We start from the raw sequence: 12,748 nt of genomic DNA on the forward strand, positions 1-12,748 counted from the left end.
CTAAGCCCCGTAGCCGATGATGCCCTTGACCTCGAGGAAGTCGTGGATCGCCCAATCGGCATATTCGCGGCCGTTGCCCGACTGCTTGTAGCCGCCGAAGGGGGCGAAGGTGTCCCATTCCGGATAGTTGATCGAGACCTGGCCGGCGCGCAGCTGTCCTGCAATTTTGCGGGCATGCTCGATATCCTGCGACTGCACATAGGCGGCGAGGCCGTAGACGGTATCGTTGGCGATCTTCACCGCGTCGTCATCGTCGCTGTAGGAAATGACCGACAGCACCGGGCCAAAAATTTCTTCCTTTTCGATGGTCATGCCTGGCGTGACATGGCCGAACACGGTCGGGCGGACATAGTAACCGCGGTTGAGGTGTTCGGGCCGGCCGGGGCCGCCGGTGACCAGTGTGGCGCCTTCCTTGATGCCGGCTTCGATCAGCCGCTGGATCTTGTCGTACTGGATGTTGGAAACCACCGGTCCGAGCTTGGTGTCCTCCGAGCGGGGATCGCCGACATTGTGCGCTTCGGCGGCTTTCTTGGCGATGGCGAGTGCTTCGTCATGACGGGCGGCCGGCACCAGCATGCGTGTCGGCGCGTCGCAGGACTGGCCGCTGTTGCCGAAACAGGCGTTGACGCCCTTGCGCACCGCTCTCTCGAAATCGGCATCGGGCAGCACGATGTTGGCGGACTTGCCGCCGAGCTCCTGCGCCACGCGCTTGACCGTTTCGGCCGCCGTCTTGGCGACGATGATGCCGGCCCGGGTCGAGCCGGTGAAGGAGACCATGTCGACATCGGGATGGCCGGCCATGACCTGGCCGACATCGGGGCCGTTGCCGTTGATCATGTTGTAGACGCCTTTCGGCACGCCGGCGGCCTGCATGACTTCCGAGAAGACGATGCCGCTGATCGGCGCGATCTCGGAGGGCTTCAAGACGATGGTGCAGCCGGCGGCGATGGCCGGCGCCACCTTGCAGACGATCTGGTTGAGCGGCCAGTTCCACGGCGTGATCAGCGCGCAGACGCCGATCGGCTCCTTGACCACCATGGTGCCGCCGCGCTTTTCTGAGAATTCATAATCCTCCAGCGCTTTGATGGCGGCTTCCATATGCGCCCTGCCCGCCCAGGCCTGCGCCTCGCGGGCCCAGGTGATTGGCGCACCCATTTCCTGGCTGACGGCCTGGGCGATATCCTCGTAGCGCTCATTGTAGACTTCGAGAATACGCTTCAGGAGCTCCAGGCGCTCGGCCTTGCTGGTCTGCGAAAACGACGGAAAGGCCGCCTTGGCCGCTGCCACCGCCTTGTCGACATCAGCCTTCGAGCCGACGGAAATCCTGGTGTAGGCCTCTTCTGTCGACGGATCGATGACATCCAGCGTTGCCGGCACCACGGGGGCGACCCATTTGCCGTCGATAAAGAAGTTCAGATGATTGCTCACGGGGGACGCTCCGGTTTTTCTGGAAGATGACGATCGGTTCAAGCTGAGAGCATAGGGCAGTTGGCGCCACGCCGCAGGCTGATATGCGCCACGTCGCCGACGCTGAATTGAAAGCCCTCGGCCTGGCGTGGTGCGTCGATCACCACTGGTGTCCCCTGCCCGAGTTCGGCATGCAGACGCAAGGTGCGGCCGTGAAAGACGATGCTGTTGACCCGTACCGGTGCCGTGCCGGTCGAGGCTTCGGTCGCCGCCAGCAGATCTTCCGGGCGCACACCGATGGTGCGCACGGCGCCTTCGGCAGGCGCATCGCCGGTTTCCGAAATGGCTTCCAGCGGCAGAGCGCCGGCGGTGAAGCGCAGCCGATCGCCATCGCGGCCGACGAAGCGCGACTGCAAAAGGTTCATCGTGCCGATGAAGCTGGCGACGAATTTGGTGGCGGGCCGGTCGTAGAGCGTCGCTGGTGCTGCGATCTGCTCGATCCGGCCCTTGTTCATGACGACGATGCGGTCGGAGATCGACAGTGCCTCGGTCTGGTCGTGAGTGACCATGACGAAGGTGGTGCCGAGCCGCGACTGTAGCCGTTTCAACTCGACCTGCATCTGTTCGCGCAGATGCGCATCGAGCGCCGATAATGGCTCGTCGAGCAGCAGCACGCGTGGTTCGCAGACAATGGCACGAGCGAGCGCGACGCGCTGACGCTGACCGCCGGAGAGTTCGGAGACGCGGGCGCCGATCTTGTCGACGAGGCCGACCATGTCGAGGGCTTCGCCGACGCGCTTGGCTTGCTCCGTGCCGGACAGTTTTCGCAAGGACAGGCCGAAACCTACATTTTCGGCGACGTTCATATGCGGGAATAGTGCATAGTCCTGGAACACGGTGTTGACCGGCCGGTCGAAGGGTCTCAGCGCCGTGATGTCGCGGCCGTCAAGCAACACCTTGCCGCTCGACGGGCTTTCGAAGCCGGCGATGACGCGCAGGCTGGTAGTCTTGCCGCAGCCGGAGGGGCCGAGCAAGGTCAGGAACTCGCCGCTGGCGATGTCGAGGTCGACGGCATCGAGGCCGACGATGCCACCTGGAAAGACCTTGGAGACAGCCTGCAGCTGGACGAGAGGATCAAGCGCCATCGCGAACCTCTGAGGGTTTTGTCGTATTGACCCAGAGGATCTGGCAGCGCTTGGAACCCGGATTGCGGAAGGCGTGCAAAAGCGTGCTTTTGAAGGCAAAACTGTCGCCGGTCTTCAGCCCGTAGGTGGTGGAATCGACAACCAGTTCGACCTCCCCCGACAGCACAAAGCCGAATTCATGGCCGGCATGGGCGTAGGCTTCGGCGGTGCCGCCGCCGGCATCGACGCTGACCAGCATGCCGGTGAGCGTTGCGGCCGGCGGCGACAGCAGCGCCTTGGCAATGCCTTCCGACTTGACCGGGATCTGCCGCCGGCTGTTGGCGCGCACGCAATAGAGATCGTTGACGGCATCGTTGCCGTCGGCAATCAGCGCCGACGGCTCGATGTCGAGGGCAGCGGCAAGCGGCCAGATGACCCTGACCCGCAATGATGACATGCCGCGCTCGATCTGGCTCAGCGCACCGATCGACACGCCGGCCTTGGCGGCAAGATCGGCCAGCGACAGGTTGCGCTCCAGCCGCAGCGCCCGCACGCGCCGGCCGACGCGAACGTCGGCGTCGTCCTTGGGCTTTCCAGCCGTGTCGTCCAGCATGTCCATCAAGTCATCCTCGTCTTGTTCCCTTCTCCCCTTGTGGGAGAAGGTGGATCGGCGCGCAGCGCCGAGACGGTTGAGGGGTGTTCCAGCGGAGCGAGACGCCGGTGTTCCCTGGAACACCCCTCATCCGTCGCCTTCGGCGACACCTTCTCCCACAAGGGGAGAAGGGGACGCCTCAGTTCAACCCCCTGCCTTGACCTTCTCGAACATCTTCGCCAGGTCGTCATTCTGTTTCATCGGCCCGGTGAAGACGGTGGTCTTCAGCATCACTTCGGGATCCGACGGCAGTTGCAGCTTGTCCAGCTCCTCCTTCGGCACCGCGGCGAAGGCCGAGCTGGTCGACGCGCCGTAGCCATAGGCCTCGATCAGGTATTTTCCGGAATCGGTTTCCAGCCGGCTGTTGATGAAGTCGTAGGCAAGGTCGACATTCTTGGCGTCCTTGAGCATGACGAAGCCGCAGGACCAGGTCAGCATGCCTTCCTTCGGCTTCATGAACTCGACCGGCACGCCCTGCTTCTTCAGCGAGGTGGCCGAGGCGTTCCAGGTCATGGCGGCGACTAGCTGGCCGCTCGACAGCGCCTGTTCCACCGAGGTCATGTCGGTGGTGTAGTTGGAGAGCAGCGGGCGCTGCTCGCGCAGCTTTTCCGCCACCTTGTCCATTTGCTCCGGCGTCATGTCGAACGGATTGACGCCGGCAAGAAGTGCGGCCACCACCGGCGTGTCATGCACGGCGTCGATGGTCGCCATGCGGCCGGCATACTGCTTGTCCCAAAGCAGGTTCCAGCTGGCTTCCGGGTTCTTCACCAGATCGGTGCGGTAGAGGATCGAGGTGTTGCCCCAGTCCCACGGCACCATCCAGACCTTCCCGTCGCCGGCCTGAATGTCAGGCAGGTTCTTGAACACCGGGAAGATCGAATCCCAGTTCTTGATGCGCTTGGTGTCGATCGGCTGCAGAAGGCCTTCCTTGTTCCAGCGCGCCACCTTGTCGTAGCAGGGATGCGCTATGTCAGGACGGAAGCCGGCCTTGACCTTGGTGAAGGCATCATCGTCATCGCCGAACATCGAGGCCTCGACGCCATCGGGATGCGCGGCCAGGAAGCTCTTGTTGAAGTCGGGCAGTTCATAGCCCGACCAGGTGAAATATTGCAGCTTGTCACTCGCAAACGCGACGGTCAACGACAGCGCCAGTGCCAGTGCGGTCAGTCCGGCGCGGGCTCTGTTTCCGCTTACCGATTTCAGGTCGAATGCCATTGCAGTTCTCCTCTCTTGGTTTCTTCTGGTTTGGATGGAATGGCGGGCGCCGGCCGTTGAGCGGCGGTGAGCCCGCGATGGCGCAGGAATTCGGCAAGGCCGGCAATGACGAAGGACACGGCGAGGATCGCCGTGCCCAGTGCCATGACGGTCGGCAGCGATTTCGGGAAACGCAGCTGGGCCCAGATGTAGAGCGGCAGCGTCGGCTCGGTGCCGGCAAGGAAGAAGACGACGATGAACTCATCGAAGGAGATCAGGAACGACAGCATGAAGGCCGAGGCGATCGCCGGCAGGCTGAGCGGCAACATCACCCGCCTGAACGTCGTCCAATCGGAGGCGCCGAGATCGAGGGCCGCCTCGCGGATGGTCTTGGGGATGACGGCGAAGCGGCTGCGCATGACCACCACCGTCGTCGGTAACCCCACCAGTATGTGGCCAAGCACGATGGCGATGCGCGACGGGCCGAAGCCGACGAGATTGACCAGGATCAGCAGCGATATGCCGACAATGACGCCGGGGATCAGGATCGGCAGCCGGGCGATGGCGCTGATCGTGGCGGCCAGCGGCGAGCGGCCGTAGAGGTCCATATAGGACACGGTGATGCCGCACAGCGTGGCGCCAGAGGCAGCGATCACACCGATCACCAAGCTGTTGGCGAGCGCGCCGGACAGCGTCGGATTGCCAAGCAGGGTCGCATACCATTGCAAGGTAAAACCTTGCAGCGGAAACGCCGCCTGGATCGAATCGTTGAAGGAAAACAGCGGGATCAGCAACACCGGCAGATAGAGAAACACCAGATAGACAAGCACATAGACGCCGAGCCAGCGGCCGCCATCTTCTGTCCGCGCCGCGCTCATGTGCGGCTGCCAAAGCGGCGGTCGGCGAAGCGCACGACCAGCACCACGCAGAGGATGACCAGCATGACGGCGACCGAGAGTGCGGCGCCGAACGGCCAGTCATTGGCCTTGCCGAACTCCGACTGGATCAGCGTGCCGATCATGGTGCTCGCCGGGCCGCCGACCATGGCCGGCGTCACATAGTCGCCGATCGTCGGCACGAAGACGACGAGGGCTGCCGCCAGCACGCCCGGCATCGAGTTCGGCAGCACGACGCGGCGGAAGCTGGTGAAAGGTTTTGCGCCAAGGTCGGACGCGGCTTCGAGCAGCGATTTCGGGATCGTCTCCAGCGCCACATAGATGGGCAGGATGGCGAAGGGCGCATAGGCGTGCGCGAGGGTGACGACCACCGCAGCCGGCGTATTGAGAAAGGCGAGCGTCGGCTCGGACCAGATACCGCTTTCGATCAGCGCCGAGTTCAGCACGCCATTATAGGCAAGCACGATCTTCCAGGCGAAGACGCGCAGGAGGTAGCTGGTCCAGAACGGCAGCGTTACCAGAAACAGCAGCAGGCCGCGGCGCCGACCGGCATGGAAGGCAAGGTAGTAGGCGACGGGATAGGCGGTGACGACCGTTGCCAGCGTCACCAGTCCGGCAATCGTCAGCGAGCGCAGCGTCACAGTCCAGTAGAGAGGATCGGACACCACGGTGACGAAATTCGCCAAAGTGAAACCGGCGCCGAGCAGCGAACCGTCATTGTCGCGGAAGGCAAGGAAAAGCACGAGGCCAAGCGCAAACAGGATCAGCAGGAAGGTGACCAGCGCGCCCGGCAGCAGCATGGCGAAGCGGAACCCCGAAGACGATCGGGATGCTGCCGGCGCTTCTGTTGCAACGATGGTCGACATCGGACTGTCCATCGGAATTTTGAAATTATCTAAGCTTTTTTCATACTCATGAAACTGTCAAGATAAATCAGCGCTCGAACGCATCCAGCATGCGGTACCAGGCGATCGTCGCGGCAACGCCGACCTGCCGGAAGGCGTGGAACGGGATCGGCCGGATCGGCGAGATCGGGAACGGCAACTGCCTGGCATCGCCACTGTGGAGGTAACCGGCAAGGCGCGCCCCAAGTGCCGTCATCAGCCCAAGGCCACGACCCTGGCAGCCGACCACGGCCAGCAGGCCCGGCTCGGGCTCATGAATATGCGGCAGATGGTCCGGCGTCATCGCCACCCGGCCGAACCAGCGCTTCTCGATGGCGACATCGGCCAGTGCCGGATAGAGCCGCCGCAAGGCGCGCTCGAGATGCGCCCAGTCGGCCGGGCTGGTCGGCAGCGCCATGCCGCCGCGGCCGCCAAGCACCAGCCGGCCATCGGCGCTCTTGCGATAGTAGACGAGGATGCGGCGCGAATCCGACACCGCTTGCCCTTCCGGCAGAATGGTGGCCGCCAGATGGGACGACAGCGGCGCGGTGGCGATCTGGAATGAATGCAGCGGAACGATCGTCTGAGCCAAGCCTGGGATCAGACCGCCGGTATAGGCGTTGGTCGCCAGGACAACCGCCTTGGCCTGCAAGTCCGTGCCGTTTTCGGTCGAGATGCGCCAACCACCGGTATTCTTGCCAAGCCGCACCACCTTCTGGCGCTCGGCTATCTTCACGCCCGCCGTCGTGGCGGCCCGGGCCAGTTCCGAGGTATAGGCGAGCGGATCGATGACACCGGCGCGGCGGTCGAGCCAGCCGCCGAGATAGCCCTTTGCGCCGGTCTTAGCTGCGATCTCGCTCTGGCTCAAAAGCCGGACATCGGCGCCCCGCGCCCGCCATTGCCGGTCCCGGTTGGCTGCGGCCTTCAGCGCCGTCTCGGTATGCGCCGCCTGGATCCAGCCGTTGCGAACGAACGGCACCGCCAGCTTCTCGTCGCGGATCAAATCGAAGACGGCGTCCGCCGTCGAGGCTGCGAAGTTGACCAGCGCCTCACCGCGTTCGGGACCAAAATTCTGCAGCAGCCATTCCGGATCGTATTTGAGGCCAGGGATGACCTGGCCGCCATTCAGGCCGGACGCGCCCTGGCCGATGTCGCCGGCGTCCAACACCTGCACGGACATGCCGAGACGGGCGGCATGCAAGGCCGTCGACAGGCCCTGAATGCCGCCGCCAACAATGACGACATCGGCAGTTTGGCCACCAGGCAAAAACGACTGGAATTGGGCTGCCGTTTGCGGCTTCTGCCAGATCGGATCGGAAAACGGCATGGACAAGGGATCACCTGGAATGCATGTCACGAAATGAAAATCCTAGTGACGATTTCATTATTTTGAAAGAGGGTATTCACCCCGGTGTCGACAGATTGCTGTGTATGGGCAGCCCGCGAAGCGAAATGTGGCTGAAAAACAGGGCGCGTCTGGATCGCCAGGACGGGTAGACCTTTGCCGGGAATTTGTTGAAAATGCCGCCGCCGATCCGGCCGCCTTTCCATCAAGCAGAGGACTGCAAGCCATGACGAACCCGACGCAGCTGCCGACTGAGGGCCTTTTCGTCGGCCGCGCCAGGGCCAGCGATGCCTCGCATCCGCTGGTGGTCACGGTGCGCGACGGCACGGTCTTCGACATCACGTCAAGCGCGGCACCCACTGTACGCGACGTTTGCGAGCTGCCGGATCCAGCCGGCCATGTCCGCTCGGCCAAGGGCAGACCGGTCGGTTCGCTCGATGCGACCGCCGCCAACAGTTTTCAGGCCGTTCGCGATCCGAAAAAGCCGTATCTGCTTTCCCCGGTCGACCTGCAGGCGGTCAAGGCGTCGGGCGTCACCTTCGTCGTCAGCCTGCTCGAACGCGTCATCGAGGAGCAGGCGCGCGGCTCGGCGGAGAAGGCAGATGCCATTCGGGCCGACATTGCCGGGCTGATCGGCCATGATCTGTCGAAGCTGAAACCCGGCTCGCCGGAAGCGATGGAGATCAAGGCCAAACTCATCGCGCGCGGAGCCTGGTCGCAATATCTGGAAGTCGGCATCGGCCCGGATGCCGAGATCTTCACCAAATGCCAACCGATGGCGTCGGTCGGCTTCGGCGCCGATGTCGGCCTGCATCCAGTTTCCACCTGGAACAACCCTGAGCCGGAGATCGCCATGATCGCCGCCAGCAGCGGCAGGATCGTCGGCGCCACGATCGGCAATGACGTCAATCTCAGGGATGTCGAGGGACGCTCAGCGCTACTGCTCGGCAAGGCCAAGGACAACAATGCCTCGGCTTCGCTCGGCCCATTCATCCGGCTTTTCGACGACACCTTCGCCATCGACGACGTGAAGCAGGCCATCGTGCGGCTGAAAGTCGAGGGCGAGGACGGGTTCTCGCTCGAGGGCGCGAGTTCGATGGCCGAGATCAGCCGTTCGCCGGAAGAGCTGGTTGCCGCCGCCATGGGACCGCATCACCAATATCCGGACGGCCTTGCGCTCTATCTCGGCACCATGTTCGTGCCGTCGAAGGATCGCGGCGAAAAGGGCAAGGGGTTTACCCACAAGGTCGGCGACATCGTCACCATCTCGTCGGAGAAATTCGGAGCGCTGGTCAATCGCGTGCTCCTGTCGCCGGACTGCCCGCACTGGACGTATGGCGCCAGCCATCTCATGCGCGACCTCGCCCGGGCCGACCTCCTCTAGCAGCGGCGAAGAACCGGCGGCAATCAACACAATTTTATGTTGTACCCCGGTGACTGCGGACGCAAATCACTCCAAGATCGCCGCGCGGTCGGGGGGCCGTTCATATGTCAGATACGCCGCTGGTCTTGGTACGCAACGTCGCCAAACGCTTTGGCGGCACCATCGTACTCGAAGACATGAGCCTTGCCGCCAGGCGCGGCACCATCCACGCCATTGTCGGGGAAAGCGGCGCCGGCAAATCGACCCTGGTCAAGCTCCTGGCCGGCATCTTGAGGCCGGGCAGCGGCACGATCGAGATAAACGGCCGGAAGGTGGCCCTCAACAGTCCGAATGCCGCGCGCAAGCACGGCATCGGCGTGGTGCTGCAGCAGTCGGCGCTTTTTCCCGACCGCCCCGTGCTCGCCAATCTCTTCGTCAACCGGGAGCCGCTGCGCAGCGGCCTTGTCTCGGGCCGCGAGATGGCGGCGCGCAGCTTCGACCTGCTTCGCCAGCTCGGCCTTTCCGTCGACGTCCGCGCTCCGCTCGGCGAACTCGATGCGGCCGAACGCCAACTGGTCAACATCGCCCGGGCGCTTCTGGAGAACCCGAGGCTGCTCCTGCTCGACGAGCCGACCGAAACGCTCGACCGGCACCAGAGCGAGCGGCTGTTTTCGGTGCTCAACGGGCTGAAGGCCAGGGGCATGACCATGCTCTTTGTGTCGAACCGGCTGGAGGAAGCACTTGGCCTCGCCGACGAACTGACGGTGATGCGCAACGGCCGCGACGTGCTGTCGAAGGCGCGGCAGGAGCTGACGGCATCCGAGGAAACCATGATCGGCCGATTGCGCCACGCGCTGTTCCCGGTGCCGTTGCGCTCATTGTCGACCATCGCCGGCACGCTGCGGCCGCAGCTTACAGTGACAGCCTTGAGCGGAGGCCGGCTTGCCGGTGCCGACTTCAGCGCCCGTGCCGGCGAGATCGTCGGCCTTGCCGGGCTCGCCGGCTCCGGCGTGTCGGATCTGCTTGCCATGCTGTTCGGGCAACGCAAGGAGCGCAAGGGCAAGGTGCGTTTTCCCGATGGCGATGGCCTGCCGAAGAACCGGACGGAAGCGGCGCGCCGCAGCATCTGCCTGATCTCGAACCAGGGCGGCGACGGCTTGATGCCAGACCGGTCCATCGCCTTCAACCTCTCCAGCGTGGTTGTCGGCGCGCGCGACTGGGGGCGGCGCTGGTATTCGCCGGCGGCGGCAACCGAGCGCGCGGCGCGGCAGATCGAGGCGCTGCGTGTCCGCAGCGGTCCCGATGAACTTGCCGGCACGCTGTCGGCCGGCGGCCGGCAGAAGGTGGCCGTCGCCAGGTGGCTGGAGATCGGCCCGCAGGTGGTGTTGCTCGACGATCCCGCGCGCGGCATCGACATTTCCAGCAAGCAGGAGATCTACGGCTTGATCCGCCAGATGGCGGCGAGCGGCTGCGTCGTGCTCATGCACTCGACCGAGATGTCCGAACTGGCTGGGCTTTGCGACCGCGTGCTTGCCTTCCATCGCGGCCGGCTTGCCGGCGAGGTGGCGGGCGCGGATATGGATGCGGTTGCAGTTCGCAGGCTCATCACCGGCGACGAGACAACCGCGCCGGCCGAGCAGGCGACCACAGGCCGGAGGGATGCGGCATGACCGAAACCGTCACCGTCCCGCGGCTGGCGGGGTCGGCCGTGCCCAAGCCAAGGCGAAGCTTTCGCCTGCCGGGGGCGACGGCCGTGGTCCTTATGCTGGCCGTGGTCATCGGTTTGCTCGGCCTGCTGCACCGCCCCTTCCTCGAGCCCGCCAGTCTCGTCGCGCTGCTGGAGCAGGCCGCCCTGCCCGGCCTGCTCGCCATCGGCATGGTGTTCGTGCTCGCCGTTCGCGGGATAGACCTGTCGGTGGCTGCCGTGTTCCACATCACGGCACTGCTTGCCGCGCTGCTGATGCGCGCTGGCGTCGATCCCTGGCTGTCCGCTGTGGCCGGCGTCGCGCTCGGCGCCGGCATCGGCCTCGTCAACGGGCTGCTCGCGCTGGCACTGCGCGTCCCGGTCCTCATTGTCACGCTCGGCACCTGGTGGATGATCGACGGGCTGTCGCTGGTGCTCGGCAAAGGACAGGCGATTGCCCCGCCGGCGGGAGACAGCAGCCTCTTTGCGACGCTCTCCGGCAAGGCCTTCGGGATCGTGCCGGCGACGGTCGTGATCTTTGTCCTGCTGGCGCTTGCGTTGCAGGTGGTGCTGCAGCGGACCCGCTTCGGCTACCGGGTACAGGCGACAGGGAGCAATCCGGAAGCCGCCGCCCATGCCGGCATCGCGACCGGCAAGGTCCGGCTGAAGGCGCTGGCGCTGATGGGCGCAGTTGCGGGGCTCGCCGGCGTCGTCCATCTCGGTGCGCAGGGCTCGATTTCGCCCAATGATGGCAATGGCTTTGCGCTGCTGGCAATCGCCGCAGCGCTGCTTGGCGGCACGAGGCTGTCGGGCGGCCACGGCAGCGTCATCGGCGCCGCCATCGGCATGCTGGTCATCCAGGCGGTGCTGAGCGGGACCGCACTGCTCGGCATCGATGCCACATGGACCAGTTTCGCCGTCGGCGCGCTGCTGGTGCTGGCGCTGGCGGTCGACCGGCTGGGCAGGGCATGGCGCGGCTGGCGCGCTGAGCGCAGGCAGAACGGCGCGCGCGGCTGAGGCCGGCCGCAGCCAACCTCACACAAATATCACCCAAACTGATGCAATCTGATGGGCCTGCTGATGGCGCCGGCGATTGCGTTGACTTCCACTGATCGATGGAGGCTTGCCAACCGTCGAAAAAGGGAATGCTCTGCTGCGTTCCAGATCGGCGCTGGCAAGAGAATGCGATCAGGGCTTTGCCGTGATCAAACGTCGGATGCGGAGGTCATTTCAACATGGGAGGAAAGCAAATGCTGACGAGGCTACGATTACTTGTGCTTGGCTTGATTGTGGCGCTGGCCATTCCGGCAGCGGCACAGGCCAAGACCTTCTACTGGATTTCGCATGGCGGCCCGGCTGACCCGGTGTGGACCTACTTCCTCGCCGGCGCCAAGCAATGGGCGAAGGACACCGGCAACACCGTCAACACCTCGTTCCACAATGGCGACGTGGCATCGCAGCAGGAAGCTGTTCGTGCCGCCATCTCCGCCAAGGCCGACGGCATCGTCACCACCAGCCCCGATCCGGGCAGCCTGGTCGAGATCGTCAAGGAAGCGCGGACGGCGAAAATCCCGATCATCAATTTCAACACGCCCGATCCGAAGGCGAACTTCAACGCCTATGTCGGCGGCGACAACGTCACTTTCGGCAAGCACTGGGCGCAATATCTGGTCGACAAGGGCCTGGTGAAGAAAGGCGATTTCGTCTGGATGCCGGTTGAAGTCCCGGGCGCCACTTATGGCGTTCAGGAAGAAGAAGGCATCAAGAGCGTCTTCGGCCCGCTCGGCATCACCTRKGAARTCACYGAARCCACGCTCGACCAGGCYGAAGTGATCAGCCGCATGRKCGAYTACCTCACCRCCAACAAGGCCAAGRTCAAGGCGATCATCGGCCTSGGCGAYCTKGYSACCGGCWSSATCAAGCGSGTSTTCGAYCAGGTCGGCRTCAAGCCYGGCGARRTCCCGGTCGTSGGCTGGGGCAACTCGCTCGACACCACRCARGAAGTGCTGAACGGCTAYGTCAAYGCYGSSCAGTGGCAGGACCCGCAGGCKACCAGCTATGTSGCSCTYTCGCTSGCYGCSATGGCCGCMGGCGGCATYCSYCCSGGCTTCAAYGTCATMACCGGCGCGCTCTACGAAAAGGATACCGCGCAGGTCTACGACGACATCCTGTCCGGCAAGTAAAATCCGAGACGCAACA

11 protein-coding genes are annotated in these 12,748 nt (G+C 64.3%); 4 read left to right on the top strand and 7 right to left on the bottom strand.

All coding sequences use genetic code 11. The features are described from left to right. From AC1DXN_RS02350 to AC1DXN_RS02380, 7 genes are all read right to left on the bottom strand, one after another. Positions 1-1,428: an aldehyde dehydrogenase family protein gene (locus AC1DXN_RS02350; protein WP_477271731.1), complete on the bottom strand. Its 1,428-nt coding sequence runs from the start codon at positions 1,426-1,428 to the stop codon at positions 1-3. 38 nt (positions 1,429-1,466) lie between these two features. Continuing rightward, the gene (locus tag AC1DXN_RS02355) at positions 1,467-2,552 is read right to left on the bottom strand and encodes an ABC transporter ATP-binding protein (protein ID WP_477243417.1); all 1,086 of its coding nucleotides are present in this window, start codon (positions 2,550-2,552) and stop codon (positions 1,467-1,469) included. Continuing rightward, positions 2,542-3,150, bottom strand: coding sequence for a cupin domain-containing protein (locus tag AC1DXN_RS02360; protein ID WP_477271729.1), 609 nt, complete (start codon positions 3,148-3,150; stop codon positions 2,542-2,544). Before AC1DXN_RS02360 ends, AC1DXN_RS02355 begins: the two co-directional genes overlap by 11 nt. Positions 3,151-3,327: 177 nt before the next feature. Then, complete coding sequence (locus AC1DXN_RS02365) at positions 3,328-4,398, bottom strand: ABC transporter substrate-binding protein (protein ID WP_477271727.1); 1,071 nt, start codon at positions 4,396-4,398, stop codon at positions 3,328-3,330. Continuing rightward, a complete protein-coding gene (locus tag AC1DXN_RS02370) occupies positions 4,383-5,255 on the bottom strand; it encodes an ABC transporter permease (protein WP_477271725.1) in 873 nt (290 codons plus the stop codon). Before AC1DXN_RS02370 ends, AC1DXN_RS02365 begins: the two co-directional genes overlap by 16 nt. Beyond that, positions 5,252-6,139: an ABC transporter permease gene (locus tag AC1DXN_RS02375; protein WP_477271723.1), complete on the bottom strand. Its 888-nt coding sequence runs from the start codon at positions 6,137-6,139 to the stop codon at positions 5,252-5,254. The genes AC1DXN_RS02370 and AC1DXN_RS02375 overlap by 4 nt, the downstream gene beginning before the upstream one ends. A gap of 67 nt (positions 6,140-6,206) precedes the next feature. After that, positions 6,207-7,484 (bottom strand): NAD(P)/FAD-dependent oxidoreductase, encoded by a 1,278-nt coding sequence (locus AC1DXN_RS02380; RefSeq protein ID WP_477271721.1) that lies wholly within the window; start codon positions 7,482-7,484, stop codon positions 6,207-6,209. Positions 7,485-7,728: 244 nt separating this feature from the next. Here AC1DXN_RS02380 and AC1DXN_RS02385 point away from each other — a divergent pair, with 244 nt between their 5' ends. The 4 genes from AC1DXN_RS02385 (at position 7,729) to AC1DXN_RS02400 (ending at position 12,732) form a co-directional block, all read left to right on the top strand. Next, a complete protein-coding gene (locus AC1DXN_RS02385; protein WP_477271719.1) occupies positions 7,729-8,886 on the top strand; it encodes a fumarylacetoacetate hydrolase family protein in 1,158 nt (385 codons plus the stop codon). Positions 8,887-8,990: 104 nt separating this feature from the next. After that, positions 8,991-10,535, top strand: coding sequence for a sugar ABC transporter ATP-binding protein (locus tag AC1DXN_RS02390; protein ID WP_477271717.1), 1,545 nt, complete (start codon positions 8,991-8,993; stop codon positions 10,533-10,535). Beyond that, positions 10,532-11,566, top strand: coding sequence for an ABC transporter permease (locus AC1DXN_RS02395; protein WP_477271715.1), 1,035 nt, complete (start codon positions 10,532-10,534; stop codon positions 11,564-11,566). Before AC1DXN_RS02390 ends, AC1DXN_RS02395 begins: the two co-directional genes overlap by 4 nt. A gap of 233 nt (positions 11,567-11,799) precedes the next feature. Continuing rightward, positions 11,800-12,732, top strand: coding sequence for a substrate-binding domain-containing protein (locus AC1DXN_RS02400; RefSeq protein WP_477421442.1), 933 nt, complete (start codon positions 11,800-11,802; stop codon positions 12,730-12,732). The last annotated feature ends 16 nt before the right edge of the window (positions 12,733-12,748 follow it).

It is taken from the genome of Mesorhizobium sp. P2_H9, from assembly GCF_056403215.1.